General features: G+C 45.5%; 14 protein-coding genes and 2 riboswitches. Of the genes, 5 read left to right on the forward strand and 9 right to left on the reverse strand.

The features are described from left to right. Nucleotides 1-8 precede the first annotated feature (8 nt). The gene (locus tag ACEN8J_RS23150; RefSeq protein ID WP_029518818.1) at nucleotides 9-1,028 is read right to left on the reverse strand and encodes a 2-hydroxyacid dehydrogenase; all 1,020 of its coding nucleotides are present in this window, start codon (nucleotides 1,026-1,028) and stop codon (nucleotides 9-11) included. Nucleotides 1,029-1,045: 17 nt separating this feature from the next. Next, nucleotides 1,046-2,101 carry an AEC family transporter gene (locus ACEN8J_RS23155; protein ID WP_340886856.1) on the reverse strand — a complete coding sequence of 352 codons (1,056 nt, stop codon included), beginning with the start codon at nucleotides 2,099-2,101 and terminating at the stop codon, nucleotides 1,046-1,048. A gap of 339 nt (nucleotides 2,102-2,440) precedes the next feature. Here ACEN8J_RS23155 and mmuM point away from each other — a divergent pair, with 339 nt between their 5' ends. Next, a complete protein-coding gene (gene mmuM / locus ACEN8J_RS23160) occupies nucleotides 2,441-3,388 on the forward strand; it encodes a homocysteine S-methyltransferase (protein ID WP_029518816.1) in 948 nt (315 codons plus the stop codon). A gap of 154 nt (nucleotides 3,389-3,542) precedes the next feature. Here the strand turns inward: mmuM and ACEN8J_RS23165 are convergent, their stop codons facing one another. From ACEN8J_RS23165 to rhaB, 5 genes are all read right to left on the reverse strand, one after another. After that, complete coding sequence (locus ACEN8J_RS23165; RefSeq protein ID WP_495594563.1) at nucleotides 3,543-5,831, reverse strand: GDYXXLXY domain-containing protein; 2,289 nt, start codon at nucleotides 5,829-5,831, stop codon at nucleotides 3,543-3,545. 140 nt (nucleotides 5,832-5,971) lie between these two features. Next, the gene (locus ACEN8J_RS23170) at nucleotides 5,972-6,865 is read right to left on the reverse strand and encodes a helix-turn-helix domain-containing protein (RefSeq protein ID WP_495594007.1); all 894 of its coding nucleotides are present in this window, start codon (nucleotides 6,863-6,865) and stop codon (nucleotides 5,972-5,974) included. A 198-nt stretch (nucleotides 6,866-7,063) separates the two neighbouring features. After that, the gene (rhaD, locus tag ACEN8J_RS23175; RefSeq protein WP_495594008.1) at nucleotides 7,064-7,909 is read right to left on the reverse strand and encodes a rhamnulose-1-phosphate aldolase; all 846 of its coding nucleotides are present in this window, start codon (nucleotides 7,907-7,909) and stop codon (nucleotides 7,064-7,066) included. A 67-nt stretch (nucleotides 7,910-7,976) separates the two neighbouring features. Further along, nucleotides 7,977-9,233, reverse strand: coding sequence for an L-rhamnose isomerase (rhaA, locus tag ACEN8J_RS23180; protein WP_495594009.1), 1,257 nt, complete (start codon nucleotides 9,231-9,233; stop codon nucleotides 7,977-7,979). A gap of 12 nt (nucleotides 9,234-9,245) precedes the next feature. Beyond that, nucleotides 9,246-10,727 (reverse strand): rhamnulokinase, encoded by a 1,482-nt coding sequence (gene rhaB, locus ACEN8J_RS23185; protein ID WP_495594010.1) that lies wholly within the window; start codon nucleotides 10,725-10,727, stop codon nucleotides 9,246-9,248. Nucleotides 10,728-11,055: 328 nt separating this feature from the next. Further along, nucleotides 11,056-11,159, forward strand: a riboswitch (purine riboswitch). Between the two features lie 181 nt (nucleotides 11,160-11,340). Here rhaB and ACEN8J_RS23190 point away from each other — a divergent pair. Both ACEN8J_RS23190 and ACEN8J_RS23195 read left to right on the forward strand, forming a co-directional pair. After that, complete coding sequence (locus ACEN8J_RS23190) at nucleotides 11,341-11,958, forward strand: xanthine phosphoribosyltransferase (RefSeq protein WP_069012276.1); 618 nt, start codon at nucleotides 11,341-11,343, stop codon at nucleotides 11,956-11,958. Beyond that, entirely contained in the window at nucleotides 11,952-13,259 is a 1,308-nt protein-coding gene (locus ACEN8J_RS23195) for a nucleobase:cation symporter-2 family protein (RefSeq protein ID WP_341040320.1), read from the forward strand. Before ACEN8J_RS23190 ends, ACEN8J_RS23195 begins: the two co-directional genes overlap by 7 nt. An 81-nt stretch (nucleotides 13,260-13,340) precedes the next feature. On the opposite strand, the gene ACEN8J_RS23200 is transcribed toward ACEN8J_RS23195, so the two are convergent. Both ACEN8J_RS23200 and ACEN8J_RS23205 read right to left on the reverse strand, forming a co-directional pair. Further along, complete coding sequence (locus tag ACEN8J_RS23200) at nucleotides 13,341-14,411, reverse strand: hypothetical protein (RefSeq protein WP_495594011.1); 1,071 nt, start codon at nucleotides 14,409-14,411, stop codon at nucleotides 13,341-13,343. Nucleotides 14,412-14,516: 105 nt separating this feature from the next. After that, nucleotides 14,517-15,332 carry a hypothetical protein gene (locus ACEN8J_RS23205; protein WP_342425441.1) on the reverse strand — a complete coding sequence of 272 codons (816 nt, stop codon included), beginning with the start codon at nucleotides 15,330-15,332 and terminating at the stop codon, nucleotides 14,517-14,519. 828 nt (nucleotides 15,333-16,160) lie between these two features. After that, a riboswitch (cobalamin riboswitch) is annotated at nucleotides 16,161-16,358 on the forward strand. 217 nt (nucleotides 16,359-16,575) lie between these two features. Between ACEN8J_RS23205 and ACEN8J_RS23210 the strand changes: the two genes are divergently transcribed. Both ACEN8J_RS23210 and nikB read left to right on the forward strand, forming a co-directional pair. Next, the gene (locus tag ACEN8J_RS23210; protein WP_495594012.1) at nucleotides 16,576-18,156 is read left to right on the forward strand and encodes an ABC transporter substrate-binding protein; all 1,581 of its coding nucleotides are present in this window, start codon (nucleotides 16,576-16,578) and stop codon (nucleotides 18,154-18,156) included. A gap of 15 nt (nucleotides 18,157-18,171) precedes the next feature. Then, nucleotides 18,172-19,101 (forward strand): nickel ABC transporter permease, encoded by a 930-nt coding sequence (gene nikB, locus ACEN8J_RS23215; RefSeq protein WP_209947567.1) that lies wholly within the window; start codon nucleotides 18,172-18,174, stop codon nucleotides 19,099-19,101. Nucleotides 19,102-19,106 lie beyond the last annotated feature (5 nt).

The raw sequence follows: 19,106 nt of genomic DNA on the forward strand, positions 1-19,106 counted from the left end.
CTTCCTAATTATTTCATAGAGAGGACAGGAAGTGGGACCAGGTTATCCGAAGAATGAGTTGTAACGATATCATGGAAGTTGTCGTAGCTAGTTTCAATCATGTTGGATAACGCCGTAACGGTATTCGAGCCAGCATGAGGCGTTACCAAAACTCTTGGATACAGCTCCACAAGCTTCTGGATCGTTGGGTCCGGGAGCATTTGCCATGGTTCAAACGCTTTGAAAAATAGTTCTTCCTCTTTAGGGAAGACATCTGTCCCAAATCCCTCCAAATGATTACTGAGTAAAGCGTCTAGAATGGCTTGATTATCTTGTAATTCTCCACGTGAGGTATTGATGAGGATAGATCCCTTTTTCATTTTTGCTAAAAAGCCAGCATTAATCATTTGGTCGTTCTGTCCCGGCAGATAAGGAACATGCACACTAACAACATCGCTCTCTGCCAGTAGCTCATCCAAGGTTGTGAATGGAATGACTTCCTTGGCTGCGTCGGATTGGTATACATCAAAGCCGATAACAGAAGCTCCTAATCCTTTAAACAATTTAGCCTCTGTCAGACCAATGCGTCCAACCCCGATAATCCCAACTTTACAGTTATGGATCTCTTTGCTGAATGTATGCTCATCCACAATAAAATTTTTGAAAGAGCTTTTGGTAGTCATATAAGCGGTGTGGCGGAACAGCATCATAGCCAAAGTTAAGGAGAGCTCGGCGATGGCATTCGGAGAGTAGGATGGCACGCGTGCCACCTTCATTCCGAATTCGCTGCAGGCATCCAAATCAATGTGGTTGATTCCGACTGTTCTGGTGAAAACATATCGAATGCCGTATTCATTGAATTTTGTGATATTTTCCCGATTGGCAGCACAGTTTCCTCTTAGCAAAACGGCATCGTGATGCTGTGCCAATTCTGCATTGCTGGTGGTTAACAACTCTTCTACCAGCGTTAGTTGGAAGTTATATTTATTGAGATCCTGGAAATAGGGTTTCTCATAAGAACGGACACCATAGCAAATGATTTTTAACATGTTGTTTTCCCCCTGATTTAGAAAATTCCAATTTTATCAATGACATTGAGCGTAACGATCCACACTGGAATCATGACGACAGAAGTAATAGTTGATAGAAGCGATGCATTGGAGGTCAATATGGCTTCCTTATCAAAACTGATGGCATAGGCTGCGGCTACGGTAGCTGTAGGAGTAGCCATCATGATGACAATAGTAGCTAAAGCGACCGAATCGACTGACAGAATATGAGATACAGTCAACAAAGCCAGCAAGACGATGTTAACAATAGGTACAAGCCAAACCTTAACGATGCTGTAATACCAAGAGGTCTTATCCGTAGCTGCCGTCTTGAAGCTGATCTCCCCTAATGTCGAGCCAATCGATAACCAGGCTAACGGAGAAGCTAGTCCAGCAAGGTAGGTCATGGGCTTGAACAGCCAGACAGCGGTTTGATCAATTCTTAGAAAGGCGAACTGCTGAATGGCCCCATCCTCTGTAGCTACACTCATCTGTGGCAAATAACCTTGAAATAACCAAACAAACAGGCCTAGAAACGTGGCGATAACGATGGGATTCATAAACATGGTTTTGAGATTTTTAAGCTCCATTTTTAAGCCGCTCATTTTGATATAGCCGTAGGAGTATAAGAAAATGCGGTACCCTATATTAAAAATGGAACTGTACATCACTCCGGTAGGACCATAAATGGCTCCTACAATTGGAATTCCGAAGAAAGTAGTAGAACCGAAAATGGTTAACACCCGCAAAACATCCTGTTTATCCTTGTTGTAGCTGAGGAAGAACGGTTTAGAAATAAAGATGAGAATAATATAAATTAGAACTCCCCATATTAAAACATTCATTCCTTGTTTTAACATTGTAGGATTAATATCCTGCATGAAAGAATTAAAGGCTAGTGCTGGTAGAGCGACGGTTAGAACAACCTTGGATAACATCTTTCCTACTGCTGCGTTAAAAATCCCCTTTTTGCGGCAAAAGAAACCAAGAAGAATAATAAAAACGGTGGAAGCGATAGAGCTGACAATTTTGTTATCTGTTAAGGTCGCGGTAATCATTTCTAGTAAAGACATAAATAAAACCCTCTCTTGTACCTTTTTTCACATATATGACGATGCAGAATGTGACGATGCAATGCCATGATCTTTTGGCCAAAGTGTTGGTTTGCACCTTTATAGTAAAATGACTTTGTGAAAAAAAGAACAATATCTAATTAATTTAACTTATGAAACTAATTTAAAAAATTTATACGTTACATCAGATAGCAAATGAAACGAGAGGGGGCGTCTTCACTTCACAAAATGATTATTTCTTGGCTTTGTGAATGCTCATCAACATCCGTGCTATAATGTAAATCATTAAACCCTACTTGATTGGTGGGTTAAATAGAAAAGACGAGCAGGAGGGGCCGCATGAATCCGATACAACATATACTGAACGAATTTCAGCTGATCGTGCTGGATGGCGCAATGGCGACCGAGCTGGAGCGTCATGGACATGATCTGAACGATAGCTTATGGTCAGCTAAAATCCTCCATGAGCATCCGGAGTCGATCAAGCGTGTACATAGGGATTATTTTGAGGCTGGGGCAGACTGTGCGATTACTGCGAGCTATCAGGCTACCGTTGAAGGCTATGTTAAACGAGGCTTAAGCGAAGCTGAGGCGCTGGAACTGATTCAATTATCGGTGCGGATTGCTGTGCAGGCACGAGATGAGTTTTGGGCTGACGTGACGGCTACTGCAAGTCAGCGACATCGTCCCAAGCCGCTAGTTGCGGCCTCCGTCGGCCCTTACGGGGCGTTTTTGGCAGATGGATCAGAGTATCGCGGCGATTACAAGCTGAGCGAGGAACAGCTTGTGGAGTTTCACAGGCCGCGTATGAAAGCTCTGATTGAGGCGGGTGCAGATATTTTAGCTTGTGAAACGATACCCTGTCTGGTTGAAGCCAAGGCCATCGCCCGATTGCTGAAGGAATTCCCTGGTACGTATGCCTGGATCAGCTTTAGCGCAAAGGATGGGCAGCATATCAGCAATGGTGAGTCTGCCGCTGCATGTGCTGAGTGGCTGAATGGGCATGAGCAAGTGGCTGCTGTAGGAATCAATTGCACTTTGCCGAAATTCGTTCCATCGCTTATTCACGAAATACGCAGCCACACGGATAAGCCTGTGGTGGTATATCCCAATCTGGGAGAGGAATATGACCCGGTCACCAAGACATGGCACGGTAGCACTTGTACAGAGACGTTCGGACAAAGTGCCCGCCAATGGTATGAAGCGGGAGCTCGTCTGATTGGTGGTTGTTGCCGGACTCAGCCGCAGGATATTGAGGAAATAGCTTCATGGACGAGAGATGTATAAACGGGGATAAGCGTTAAGCGTAGTGTAGGGATAAAGGTTATCTATAAGAGGGTAACTCGATGGTCCGAAAAAACAAGCAGGCTGAACCAAGTTGTGCTCCAGTAATGGAGCAACTTGGTTCAGCCTGCTTCGTTAACTATCTGCGCCGATCTGGTCAGTTTTCTGCCAAACGTTCCAGCAGTGCGTCTCCATTGCGGCTCACCCGAATATGGGCAAAATGTGCGTTCTGTTCTACAGTACGTCCGGTTCCCTCAGGGATGAAATAATTCTCAATACCGTACACAATACGAGAACCATACCACTGTCCATTTAGAATGACCTCATGACTGGCAAGTTTTTCGCCATCTTGATAGAGGCGGTCTGCGACGTATACTCCTTGGTTATCTGGTGTGAGAACGACTTTGACCTTGCCTCGGCTCCATTCTTCCTCCTGAAGAGGGGTCTTGGAAGGAGGGGTAGATATGTCGTAATTCAGTGCCACATAATCGCCTTGTAGCAGGGAGCGCGGGTCTATAGGAGCCAGTTTGAGCTTAATGGAAGCCCCTGTGGCGAGCAGGGTTTCGCTTCTCACCGTCTGATACCCGATGATCCCCAGCTGTAGCACGATGACAATGGCAATGAGTAACGGGCTTAAGCGCATAAAGCTAAAGCTGCGGTGATCGGCATCGAATGCTGCTTTTCCGCTATGGGCCATTCGCCGATCCGCCCACCAGGTAATTCCGAGCGCAATGATCCCCAGTAACGCCAGCGTAAAAGATTTATACAGTAGCGTCCACAATAAATCATAGTATTTGAAGCCGATAAAAATAAACCAGAAGACAACGCCCATGATGGCCTCCGATTTTTGTTTCACACGGGCAAAGGCAAAGACCATCCCGGTAACGATAACAAAATAAAAAATGTTAATGAACATATAAGAGTGTGGAACGACATCCTCGAAAAACGTCGCCCAAAACAGGAACAGCAAGCTGAAAAATAATGAGCTATTCCGCAGATGTTCTTTTAACTCCGTCTTGGATATAAAGTAACTTACCCCATATAACATGGCATTGACGATGAAAAGAGAGAAGATGATGAACTTATAGGTCCAGTTCCAACCATCCCACTCCTGATACTGCTGAAATAAAATGGTCGCCAGATTCAGGTTTACAAAGGTGTAGGCAAAAAACAACTGCCTTTTCCCCTTGGAGCGAAACCATCCAGCGATGGAAACGATCAGAAATAATACCGAAAGCAGCGACTGATCTGACCATAGAATGGCCGCCAAGCCTGTAATATAGCTGATGGTTAGCAGGGTATAACGTATGACTGAATCCAGCTTGGATTCCGGTATGACAATCATCAAAATCATAAGTAGCAACGACACAACCAACAGTACATATTCGGTGTGGTTTACATTCGTGCTAATCATAATCAATCCGATGAGAGATATACTTCCGATCAGCACCCCAACCACTTTGATTACACGGGATACGGTTTTGCTGATCCATTCACTGCCACGTTCCTCGGGAACGATTGTTTCCACATCGGTTTTCGCGATATCCCCGTTTTCCCCATTGAATATCTCCCCTGTTTCCGGCGGTGTTTTCCCCAAACGATTCAAATAACGGAAAAACCACACGTTACCGGTCAGCAGCAGCGCCACAAAAATCAAACCAAAAACAAAAAACAGAGATGAGTAGTAAGCCTCTGCTAGCTCTATAAATTTAAAGACAGCAAACGCTGAGAGCGCCAATGCATTCAAGGTCAGTAGTGTTTTATTCAGCCGTACCTTGATAAATATATAAAATCCTAAAGCAATCACAGCGATATGCGGTATATTCATGACCAGGCCATACCCATCAAATGCAAAAGAGTTGGTCATCGCCAACATCGCTATATGAAAAACAGTAAAGCTCATATATTGTAGTGGAGCAGAATGTATACGATGAAGGAACGCCAATAGGAACAACAACAGATTGACCAGTGCGAACACTCCGGCAATGGACAACGATTCCAGCTCGCTATAAGATGCACTTTGCATCGTAGGGTAAAAATAAAGCCACAAACCGAGGTGAATTAGTACATACGACAGCATATAAAAAGGATTGTAGCGAGTAATCCAGCTAAGCAGTAGAGCTGGCACCGACCAAATGAAAAACAACCCGTAGCTGTCCGCATGGGAATTGTAAATTTGACCGAGCAATGCCACAGAAACGCCAAAGGCTATACAGCCAGCCACCAAAAACATATTTGACAGAAAAGCTTGTTGACCGGGAACAGCACGTATCCGTGCAAATACAAAAGACAAGCCATAGAACAGAACAATAAGCGCAGCAGCCAGTACAATTTTGACTGTCCGATCCAGTCCGCCCCAATTGGAGGCGAAAAAATAAATAATCGCGGCAAGTACCAGTGAGATGCCCAGCAGATAGCCCGTACGTATCGCATTGAATCGCAGCATGGATTTCACGTACCTTTCCTGTTGGTTTGATGCTTATTATAACGTTGAAAGGTCTCAGAACCAAGTACTAATTAGGATCAGGTCATAAAAAAAGAGAGCCACCGTATACGGCGGCTCTCTTGAACGTTACTGGATTCCAGCTAGGCATTGACGGTACGAATCTCTTGCCGGGACTGATGTCGGAAGCGATACTCACGCGGTGGAATCCCTGCTGTTTTCTTAAATGCTTTGGAAAAGGTGGACATATCGGTATAGCCGATGGACTGGGCTATGATCGACAAATTGTAAGTTGTCTGCTCCAGTAATCTTTTGGCTTCGTTAATCTTAAGGTTTTGCAAATACTTGGCGGGAGAGATGAGGAAGGTGGAATGGAACTTACGTGAAAAGTGGGCACGATCCACACCTACATGCTCGGCAATTTGCTCAATCGTAACACGGTCACAATAATGCATTTCAATGTAGTCTTTCCCCTGCTGGAGCCAATAATCAGAGCATACAAAGTTGCGCAGTACGTCAGATGTGTTGCGGGACAACTCCTCGAAGATCTGGTGCAGTATAATCAAGCGGGCCAGATCGCTGCCCTGTCTGTTGTTGTCGTGTACGATGGAAAACAGGTTAGAGATAAGTTCGAGGATTTCCTCGCTCACGGCGTTAGCCATAAATGGCGTAGAGGGATTAATTCCGATCCGCTCCAGCAATGCGAGGGACTTGGGTCCCTCAAAGGCAATCCATACCTTTCGCAACGGGTGCTCCTGATCGGTGTAATATTCATGGGCAAGATGCGGAAAAAAACAGAATAAATCAGACTTTTGGACACGGTACTTCTGTTGCTTATAAATAAACTCAGCCTGACCTTCAAGTACAAAAATCAAATAAAGATAGGGAACAGCCTTGGGACCGACATGGCAGCTTGTTTTCGAAATATCCATACCTAGTCTGACAGGCCAAACGGCGCTGGATTTTTCCAATTCGGTGGCTGTGAAATAGTGGTCTTCCACGATGTCGAAGTGATCTTCATTTTTTGCTCTTTTCATAACTTGTCACCTCTCCTTTGGTGGAGATAAGGGAATTTTGATTTTATTGTATATAAAGGAAAGCACAATTACAAGTTAATTCATTGGAATTGAGGGTTATATAATTAAAACTGCGTATGCCAAAGGCTCCATGGCCGGTTTGAGATGACCCGTGGAGCCTTTTAAGTTCTGTATTATGAGATGGGGATTAGCCTATATTTATACGTTCAAGATTCCTTCTTTTGGAGTAACGTTGAAGGCTTTGGCTAGATCGGCCAATTCCTGATCTGTAATCCGTTGCTGGATATCATGGTGAGCAATGAGCATGTAAATTTGCGCCGCTTTTTCAATCGTCTCAATGAGACCAAACGCTTCATCAATGGAGCTGCCCGTTCCGAAAATGCCATGATGAGGCCATAATACAGCGTGATGATCCTTCATTTTTTTAGCCGTTTCGCGGCCGATTTCGCTGGAACCCGGTACCATCCAAGGGATTACACCGATACCGTCTGGAAAGACGACAATACATTCGGTACACATTTCCCACAGCGTTTTGGTGAATTGGTTTTCGTCCAGACTATGAATGAAGGTCATGGCAATAACATGGGTGGCATGATTATGAATCACCACACGATGGTTAGGATCGATCTTCAAGCGCTCAATGTGGCTCATAAAATGAGAAGGCAACTCACTGGTAGGCACTGCGCCATGTTTGAGGCCCCACAAGACTTCCAATTGCTCGCCATCCTGGGAGACACGAAGGACCCCTAAGTTTGCTTCTGGATCTGCGATTACGTTTTTAAAATATTTACCTGATCCGGTGACGATAAAATATTTGCCAGCCAGTTCATTCACCGGGAAAGCAGGTTTAATCGTCCGAATGACCTGATGAATATCTATATATTTTGCAACCTCAGCTTCATCCAGAATATAGCTTACATTACCTCCATTGCGTTCATCCCAGCCGAATTTCCACATGTTTTGTGTAATTTCCGCCATCTCGCGGACAAATGGGATATCCAGTCCCGATTTGCGTTCTTTTTGATTCCCCAGTACAGTAGTCATGGATAATCTCTCCCTTTGGATGATATGAATATAAGCATTATCAGTGCAGTAGTTACCGTTTCAGCAGTTATCGTTTCAACAGTACTTGTTGTTCATAGTTTTTTACTTCGGCCAGCCATTCCTCACGAACGGGAACGCTGTTTTGAGCGCAATAGTAATCCCATATCGCACCAAACGGATACGATTTGAATTCTTCGACTAGAGCAAGACGAGTGGTGAAGTCCCGATCCTCTTCCGCCTGCCTTAATGCTTCAATCGGTTCGAGCATAGCGCGAAGCAGCGCTTTAATCGTGTTGCGTGTTCCGATGACCCATGCTGCCACATGGTTGATACTGCCATCAAAGAAATCAAGACCGATATGGGTTCGGGAAAGCAATTCACCGCGAACCAGCTCACGGGCAATGTCCAGCAATTCGTCGTCCATTGTCACGACATGATCACTGTCCCAGCGAACCGGTCTGCTGACATGGAGCAATAATTGGTCGATGAACATCAGCACAGAGGACAGTTTGTTCGAAATGACTTCGGTTGGATGGAAGTGACCCGCATCGAGACAGATAGATTTACCGCGTGTCAGGGCGTAACCCATATAGAATTCATGTGAGCCCACGACATAGCTTTCCGAGCCAATGCCAAACAGCTTGCTTTCAACCGCATCGATGTTGTATTCCTCGCTGATTTCCTCGCTGAAAATGTCGTCCAGCGCATCACGCAGACGTTCTCTTGGAGCCAACCGATCAACCGGAGTATCTTTATAGCCGTCTGGCATCCAGTGGTTTGTGACACAGGGCTGACCGAGTTCTTTGCCAAAATACTCGGCAATCCTACGTGATTTTTTGCAGTGTGTGATCCAGAAATCACGGATTTCCGAATCCTTGTGACTCAGTGTGAAGCCGTCTTCCGCTTTAGGATGGGAGAACAGAGTTGGATTAAAATCAAGCCCGAGCCCTTGCTGTTTGGCCCAGTCTACCCAATTCTGAAAATGGCGTGGCTCCAGTTGATCGAGATCCACTTGTTCAGTGGTGTCCGCATAGATGGCGTGCAGATTGACCTTGTGTTTACCCGGAATGAGTGATAGAGCTTTTTCTAAATCCTGACGTAACTCATGCGGCGTGCCGGCTCTGCCCGGGTAGCTGCCCGTTACGGCAATCCCCCCGCTAAGCTGTTTGTCTTTGAACAGGAATCCCTGAACATCATCTCCCTGCCAGCAGTGCAGTGATATTTTGATTTGTGAAAGCTTCCGTAAAATGTCGTCAACTTGAATACCGTGGCGGGCATACAGCTTTTTCGCTTCGTTATAACTGGCTTCAATGGCTTCGTTCATGGCTTTACTCCTTTATTGAGATATGTGAATAGAGGATGTTGCTTGTATCTTAAGCTGCTCCCAGCGATCCAAAAGTTCTTGCACGCCTTCCACCGATTGTGGCTCATATAGCCGAGTCGGAAAGGAGCGGGCGATGGTTCGGCCCGCAGCCTTGAGATTCTCAAGAACACCAGAGCTAATTAATTGCACGACAATATTGCCGATGGCCGTAGATTCGGAAGGACCTGCCTGAACCTCAATTCCCAAGAGATCGGCGGTTAGCTGACATAGTAATTCGTTGTTAGCGCCTCCGCCGACAATGTGCAATCTGGTAATCGTTTCGTCTGTTAGACGTTGCAGTTCGTGTAAGGCATCGTGGTAGCTTAAGGCCAGACTGTCAAAAATACAGCGGGCGAGTGAGCCCGGCGTCCTGGGGATGGGCTGGCCTGTTTCTTCACAGAATCGCTGGATTTCAAGGGTCATACTATCCGGGTTTAAGAAGGATGAATGGTTACAGAGGACAAGACTGACAAACGGTGCCTCTGCTGAGGCCAGTTGGGCCAATTCGGCAAAGCTATGTGCACAGCCCCCTTCTCTTCTGACCTCCTGAATCATCCACAATCCCATAATATTTTTCAGAAAACGGTACGTACCGTAAGCGCCCCACTCATTGGTGTAGTTCGCCTGCATGGCTGCCTTGGTATTCAAGGCTTCGGATCGTTCCATTCCCAGTAGTGACCACGTGCCGCTGCTAATATAAGCCCAAGATTCTTCCCGCTGTGACGGAACACCTGCAACGGCCGATGCAGTATCGTGAGTAGGCGCAAGGATGATCTGACAGTCCGGAAGATCGTATTTTTGAACAAGCTCCGGCAAAAGAGAACCCAGAACCCGCCCAGGCTCGGCAAGCTCTGAAAACTGATTGCGCCGCAGTTGGAGCAGGGACAGTAGGTCTTCATCAAACTCTCGGGTGTTCACGTTGAGAAGCTGCATCGTGGACGCATTCGTGATTTCATTGATCATGATGCCTGTCAGGCGATAGTACAGATAATCAGGGACCATCAATATTTTATCCGCCTGGGCAAGCTGTTCCCGATCATGGACGAACAGCTGATACAGGGTATTAAAGTTTAGTTCCTGAATGCCTGTTTTCTCATACACAGCCTCTCGACTGATGAGCTGGTGCAGCCTGTCAGGCGCATGGAGGGTACGTGCATCCCGGTAAGCGTATACCTCATGAATGCGGTTACCTTTCTTATTAAGTAACACGTAATCTACAGCCCATGTATCAATGCCGAGCGTACAGGATTCAATTCCATTTTGCTTAGCCTTTTGCAGTCCTTGAATGATCTCATCAAATAAATTGTCTATGTTCCAGTAATTGTGCCCGTGCCTCTCAGTAAAGGAGTTGTTGAAACGGTGAAGCTCTTGCAAGTGAATTTGTTCACCTTGTAGAGTTGCACTCACGAGTCTTCCGCTTGAAGCTCCAATATCAACAGCAAGATAGTTGTTCATATCTAATCTCCTTGCATGGTGAAGTCCTGGCAGCCCCAAAGTCTGCCTTTTGTTTCTTAACTAATTCCATACTACTTCCGTTTGTCTGTGCAGTCAACATAAACGGAAGTGAAATTTGTGGATTTATTTTTGTTTTTTAAAACTATAATTAAAATTGAATGTTGTTTTGTATGTATTTTTGTTTTTTAACATCTGTTTTCTACTATATATATACCTTCAACAAAGGTCGATTTGATTTTACAATATTCCAATTGTGGAAGGTTCTCCAAATGCTGCTGTCTGTATGAAAAATAGTCTTGAAACCGCCCGCCAGAGGGTGTAGTATACAAGATATCAATTTCATATGACTCGTATAATATTGGGGATATGGCCCAAAAGTTTCTACCGGACGACCACTGTAATCGTCCGACTATGAGTGATAGCGCATCGGCTTTGGATGAATGCGGGCATTTATTTGTGCGCTAATCCGTCAGGGATTACAACCCCAAGGACAGGCTTCACTTGAGAAACAACTCAAGGGAGCCTGTCCTTTTTTGGTTTTGGCAGGTTTTACTGTTCAGGATTTTGCAAAATCCTCACTATTTTAAAGTACAGAAGGAGCGATACTCGCATAATGAAAGTTTTGGAAGAACGTATTCGTCAAGAGGGACAAATTTTATCTGACACCGTATTAAAGGTAGATTCATTTTTGAATCATCAGGTAGATACAGCATTAGCATTAGAGATTGGTAAGGAGTTTGCACGCCTGTTCGGCAGTGCTCCGATCACCAAGGTGCTTACCATTGAAGCTAGTGGTATTCAATTTGCAATGGCTACTGCTATTGCCTTGGGGGTCCCGTTCATTTATGCGAAGAAAAAGAAGGCCATCACGCTGAATGAGCAGGTATACTTCGCAGAGGTTCATTCGTTCACTCGGCAGGAAACCTATCAGGTGAGTATCTCCCAAAAATACCTTGATGCCAGCGACCATGTGCTGATCGTAGATGATTTTTTGGCAACTGGTGCAGCATTGGTCGGACTTACGGATATTGTAAAGGAAGCAGGAGCGGAGCTGGCCGGGGTTGGCTGTGTGATTGAGAAGAGCTTCCAGGAAGGCCGTGGACTGTTGGAGCAAAGAGGCATCGCCGTACGTTCGCTTGCGCGTATCGCTTCCATGGCACCAGGCGAGGTCGATTTTATAGAGGAAGCTGGCGTAGTAATTGCTCCTGTTAAGGAGAATGTGGGATGTTAAGTAAACAAAAGTTATTCGCACTGGGCTTCCAGCATGTCATGGCGATGTACGCTGGAGCCATTGCTGTACCTCTAATTGTAGGGGGAGCATTGCACCTGACTCCAGCCCAGATGGCTTATTTGGTGGCTGCCGATCTGTTCACTTGCGGGATTGCTACGTTATTACAAATTATGGGCACACGCTTTTTCGGTAGTAGACTGCCTGTCATTTTAGGCTGTACGTTTACGGCAGTAGGGCCTATCATCGCGATTGCTTCGACCTCAAATTTGGCGACAGCGTACGGTGCCATTATTTTGTCTGGTATATTCGTGGTGCTTGCGGCACCGCTGTATGGCAAGCTGCTACGCTTTTTCCCGACGGTCGTTACGGGTTCGGTCGTTACAATTATCGGTCTATCCCTTATTCCGGTGGCGATGAACAATGTAGCAGGGGGCCAGGGCAGCGCGGATTTTGGACAGCCGCGTAATTTGCTGCTGGCGCTGGTTACATTATTGGTTATTCTGCTTGTGAATCGGTTGGCAAAGGGCTTTATGCGCTCGATTTCCGTGCTCATCGGTCTGTTTGCAGGCACGGTGGTTGCTTATGCGATGGGAATGGTGCATTTTGCTCCCGTGGCAGATGCGTCATGGGTGAGTGTTGCGCAGCCATTTTATTTTGGTAAGCCAGAGTTTAGCATTATGGCAGTTTGTACGATGATTATCGTCAATATTGTCAGCATGGTCGAGTCTACGGGTGTTTATCTGGCAGTAGGCAAGGCGATTGATCAAAAGGTAGAGCAAAAGCAGATCGTCAATGGACTCCGTTCGGAAGGACTTGCGATTATGCTTGGGGGTATTTTTAACGCGTTTCCTTATACAGCCTTCTCGCAAAATGTGGGTCTGATCTCGCTCACACGCGTCAAATCGCGGAACGTTATTTTTGCTGCGGGCGGTATCATGGTTGTTCTCGGTTTGCTGCCTAAGCTGGCTGCTTTAACGACAGTGATTCCTAACGCTGTGCTGGGCGGGGCGATGATCGTCATGTTTGGCTCGGTCGCTGCATCAGGCATGTCTATTTTGTCAGAAGTGGATCTGCGAAAGGAAAGCAATCTGCTGATCGCAGCATGCAGTATTGCTGTGGGCCTAGGTTCTGCCGTTCTGCCACAAATGTTCGACCAGCTGCCGAGCTTTGCCAAAATGTTGTTGCAAAATGGTATTGTTTCGGGCTCGATTACAGCGATTGTCTTGAACATCGTCTTGACGAGAAAACAAGGGGAATCGGTCAAAAGCGTGACGATTCAGGAGGTTCCACAGAAGGTTTAAGGATTGGAATCAGATAAAGAAAGCCGGAGAGAAAGCGTAAGCTTCTTTCCGGCTTTTTGGCATGGAGTTACCCAGAATGGGTTATTTATTAAGCAGCATGAAGTTATTGATGAAACCCTCTTCCTGTATAAAGATCGGGGTTTGGATTTTCGAAGTAAAGTCATAATAGTACACGCCGCGTCCTTCCTCCTGATTTTTCTGAGAGGCGCTGCCTAAATAGTAGATCCCCTTGCCGTCTGGGGACATATAGATAAAGCTGCGGGATGAAATGGGTAGCTCTAATTTGGTGCGTTTTCCAGTCGCAATATCAACAAGGCTATACTCGGGGTTGCCGTGATTAATGAAACGGGCAGTTACTAGGAGCAACTGATCATTACTGCTGGACATTGATAAGATTTGTTCGTTCTTTAGTGTAATGACAGACCGCTCTTGTTTAGTGGCGTTGTTGATCTCTGTAACCTTGTAGCTTGCTGGCATAGTAAAAGTATTGTTTTTTGACGCAATATCTGACCGTTTATCTTGCTCTTTCTCTGAAAACTGTGTAGTATAAATTGTTTTTTTTGCCGGATTATAGGCTATAGACCAGGTGTGTTTATCTTGGTTTTCATCATGTAAGAACTGCATTGTATGAGTCGATTTATTGTAGAAAATTGTTTTAAGTGTACGCTCTCCTTTTTTGACTGCAGCTAGTATAAGTGGACCTTCTGGAGTAGTTGGCACTATACGATTAATGGCAAATAAATTATCGGATAATTGTTCAGTTTTTTTTGAATTTAAGTCGTACGAAAATAGTTGGTCTCCCTTATCATCCACATCGGCAGAGTAATAAATTTTGTGATCAGGTAAGGACACCAGGGAAAGCGGGTATTGAGAGGTATAAGGAACATCGGCCAGTTTGGTCATTTTTTTACTGCTTAAGTCATATGTCATGACTCGCATAACCATACCTTTATCTGTATTTTTCCCATTCACATATTCTGTATAGGTCATGGATAGATATTGGCCTTGTTCTGAAGGAACTGTTTTTTTTCCTGATAGAACTTCTTTATATGGGACTGATTGCGTTGATGGAGCAGAAGATGGTGAGCAGGCAGACAATAGAGTTGGAACGAGCAAGTAAATTATAATGAAGCGAAAGCTGCTTGTTTTCAAAAGCGAACATCCTTTCTAAAGATGAGAAATTTACTAAATCGATTATGTTAAGAAAAAAGGGAAAAGGACAGGGTGTAGGCCCTATCCTTGTTTCACATGAAGAAATTAGAACGTATAAAAATATCGCCCCGAAAATGAGAGAGACGAACTCCATGTCAAGCCCAAATCCTGTACACCTGTTTTCCAAATATCAACAACAGCATCTGGCAGACTCCCATTGTCAGCCTTAGTGAAATCATGGACATTATTGTTGTCAATATTTCTTACGGAGATTTTTGTTCCAAACTCAGGGTTATCAATAGCCCCTTTTGTTGCACAGTCGCCTCTTTTTAGTGAATTGGAATTCTCACCAGTTGAGTCCGTAAAATTTGTCCCTCTACCTGTGCCTTGAACCTTGCCATTCGAAGTTCCGGTAATGACAATTTCATTATTATGCGCTCCGTATGTATAAGTCCCAGGTGCTTTGCGTGTACCGCGTGGTAATGCCTGAAGTGAAACACTATTAGTTGTAATCGCATTTTCCTTTTGATCAGGTAAGATAATATCTTTGATGTAACCTTCACCATCATAAATTACTTTTAAACCAGGCTGAGGTTCAGGGTTGTCAATATGATATACCGGCAGTGATTTGGCTTCTTCTTTGATTTCCTTAATTAGTGCCTCTTCTTTTTGTAGCTCAATTTGTTGTTCAGCAGTAAGTGGAGCAACAGCAGCTAGAGATTTTTGTGGTTCAGGTACAGGAGTTCCTTTTTCCAATACAACCATGTTATTGTTCTCGTCATATTGGATGATTGTACCCGCCAACATTTGGTCAGGGATTTTTTCCCCTTTCTCAGCATGAGAGATTGCTGGACTGACGACTCCCCAAGAAATGAGTAGCGTTACAGCTAGAAAAGCTTGTGGTAGATACTTTACTTTCATACAAAGCGCCTCCTTGAAAAATTTGTAAATCCATAGATAGCATAAATGAGCTCACATACTATGTCAACCTTTTAATGGAATATATGAATATATTTATCTATATTTTTATAAGCAAGAGTTCATTAACCTGACATATACGACATTTAATGACAGTTTTATAACAGCAGATTTGATAGTCCAGTAGGAGTAAGAAGCTAAAGGAGTTCTCCAAATGAACATTAGGAGCTTATTAATCTACTAGAACAATTTGCTAGAGTGATGGGTGATATCATGGTATAATTTACCTTATGGATTTTGAATAGTGGTGGATGTTTTCGGACCACGGTGCAGCTTCCCGAAAGGGGGTGAAGCCGATGGTCAACCTTGTGTCGTGCTACGATGTGTTGCGTTGGATGGTTACGTTACTAAGCCTGGCGTTTAGTATTCGTAAACTTTATCGCTGGCTACGTCGAAAATTTCGGAACAAGCGAAAACCCACCGCGTAATTAGGTTGGCCCCTAACGGTGGGTTTCGTTTGCATTGACATTTAGTTATGCAGCGCGCCGTGGTGGTGATCCACAGCCTTTCAAGTCCTAAGAGTCTTTGCCGTTGGCGCGGCGAAGACTCTTTTTAGTATACGGACACGGTGGTTTACTCTATACCTAATTTTAACACTTCAATTGCGTGCACGCAATTGGAGGTTATGTCTTGTTTCTACCTTATCGTTCAAATTTAAATTATTGTGCAGCCTTTATTGACAAGCCTGTGACAACAAAATAAGATCGTAATGAAAAGAAATAAAGGAAGAAAACAGGTGTGAGCCGGACAACTCTATGTATGGGGTTTCGTAGAGACGATGTACATAGTTGTTGAGCATGTTCACTTAAAAGGGAAGTTCGGTTGATTCCGACACGGGCCCGCCACTGTATACAGGCATCAGCAGGATACTGCTGGAGCTTTCAGAACAGCCACTGGAATTGTGAAGAACCGGGAAGGCCTGAAAGATACGCCTGGAGTCAGGAGACCTGCCTGTTTTGACATCACTGTCAGACCCACGGGATGCTGGGGAGGTGGTTAGGCGTGCTGCATACGGAATGTCTGAAACCGATCTGATCCCTTCTATGTTTTTGGAGTTGGCTTCGAGGTGAGTTCTGACATTTTATATTGAAGGCATTTCTGACTGCTAATTAAGTGGTCTGGAATGCTTTTTTCGCGTTTTGCGTTAGGTTTATGCGATTTTACAAGATAGAGGGGGATTCATCGAATGATAAGCAGTCGTAGTAGGCGTTCATGGTTGATATGTACAGGGGTGATGCTGCTGCTGGCAGTTATGGCTCTTTCGGGATGTGCCAGCAATAGGACGTCGGATAGCTCCGGCAAGGGTGAAAACGCGTCAGCACAACAAACAGCGACAGATAAAAAGCTGGTAATGGCGTATACATGGAAACCGTCAGGCGTTGACCCGCATGGAGATAATAGCTGGGATGTGATGCGATCCGGTGCAGGTGAGACACTGGTACGTTTGAATGAAAAGCTGGAGCCTGTGGCTTGGCTGGCAAAGGAGTGGAAGCAGGATAGCCCTACAGTTTGGACGTTCAGCTTGCAGGATAAAGTCACTTTTCATAATGGAAAAAGTATGGATGCAGCAAGTGTAAAAGCGTCTTTGTTACGCTCTATTGAGAAAAGCCATCTGGCGAAGGATTTACTGAATGTGAAGTCCATTGATGTAAGCGGCCCGCTGGCCTTGAAGATCACGACAAACCAGCCGAATGCGGCGTTGGTGTCTAATCTAGCTGATCCATCGACGATTGTACTGGATGTGGCATCGATGAAAGATGAACAGAGTTACCCAGCGATGACAGGCGCCTTTAAAATCAAAGCGTTCAACAAGGACCAATCGTTGGTCGTAGAGCGTTATGACGGATACTGGGGCGAGAAGGCACGACTGGCTGAAGCGACGATGAAGTTCATTACGGACGGGAATTCGCGCCTGATGGCACTGCAATCCGGTGAGGTGGACGTAGCGACGGATATTCCGGTTGATAACGCAGAGGTACTGAAAAAGAACGACAGGCTACAAGTGCTGTCGGCTCCGTCCTTGCGCACCCATATGATCGTGTACAATATGGAATCGCCAGTATTCAAGGATGCGGCGAACCGTAAGGTGGTGGACAGCCTGATTCCACGCGCATCGATTGTGAGCGCCGTCATGAGGGGCTTCGGTACGGAGGCAAGCAGCCCGTTCCCGAGCATTCTTCCCTTCGGTAAAGTTGAGCGTAAAGCGCTGGACGGAACGGCAGAGCAACTGTTGACGAAGGATGGCTGGCAGAAGGACGCCCAAGGGACATGGACTAAGCAAGGCAAGCCGTTCGAGGTTACGCTGCTGACTTTCCCTCAGCGTCCGGAGCTCTCTGTGATGTCTGAGGTCATCCAAAGCCAATTGCTGAAAGAGGGAATCCAGGTCAAGATTCGCAAGGTGGAAAATATTGACGAGGCGTTGACCAAAAACGATTGGGATTTTGCTATGTACAGTATGCTTACTGCTCATACAGGAGAGCCGCAATATTTTATGGACATGTTTTATTCTTCGAAAAGCGAAGCCAATGTAAGCCGTTATAGTTCCAAACCGCTAGAGAGTATTCTTAACAGCTTGAAGCTGGCGAAGGATACAGCGCAGCGTAATGCTGTGACACTACAAGCGCTGGATATCATCAATACGGATTTGCCACAGTCGTTCATTGTGCATCCTGATAATGTGTTTGGCGTGAAAAAAGGGGTGGAGGGTTTTACACCCCATCCGATCGAGTATTACTACATTACAGCGCAATCCGATATTGCGGAATAACGAGCTGCGTATCCTATGATTCGTTTTATACTGGAACGTGTGGCGCAGCTGCTCATTATTGTATTCGTTGTATCCACGCTGACTTTTGTACTGATGCGGCTGGCCCCTGGAGACCCTGCTACCATTTTGCTCACCGCGCATAATATCCCTGCCTCTGAGGAGGCGTTGACGACGCTACGAAAGGAACTGGGCTTAAACGAACCGCTTCATATTCAATATGTGAACTGGCTGCGGGATGTGTTCACAGGGCATTGGGGCACTTCGTATGTATCCAAGGAGTCGGTGCTAGCCGAACTGTGGAACAGACTTCCTGCTACTGTGGAGCTAGCTGCTGCGGGCTTCGCCGTCATGACTGTGCTTACGCTGGGGCTGGGGCTGGCTGCCTCGCTAAAAATCAGCGGCCCACTGGATCGTCTGGGCAGGCTGTTCGCCCTGCTGGGATCGTCGATCCCCTCTTTTTGGTTTGGTTTTCTGTTGATCTATCTATTCTCCGTTCGCTTGGGCTGGCTCCCATCCATGGGAAGGGAGGGCTGGACACATCTAGTGCTCCCAGCGCTGACTCTTGGCGCAGGTTTGGGAGCTGTGCAAGCACGCGTACTGCGCGCTCAAATGCTGGAGCTGGGTGACCGGAATTTTGTGAAAGCAGCGAAGGCTCGAGGCTTTTCACGTTTGCATATCCTGTTTTTTGAGATATTTAGGCATGCGGTTCTGCCTATAATTACACTGCTAGGTACCAATCTATCATTTATGCTGGCAGGTAATGTGATTGTAGAGACCATTTTTTCATGGCCGGGGTTGGGCAAGTATTTTATAGATGCGATTACACAGCGAGATTATCCGGTGATTCAGGGGTATGTTATTTTTGCCGTATTTTTAATTGTAGGAGTTCAGTGTTTGGTGGATGTGGTCCAGACGGCGATAGATCCGAGGCTGCGTTTGCGTTAAGGAGG

It is taken from the genome of Paenibacillus sp. Paensp38 (assembly GCF_059491915.1).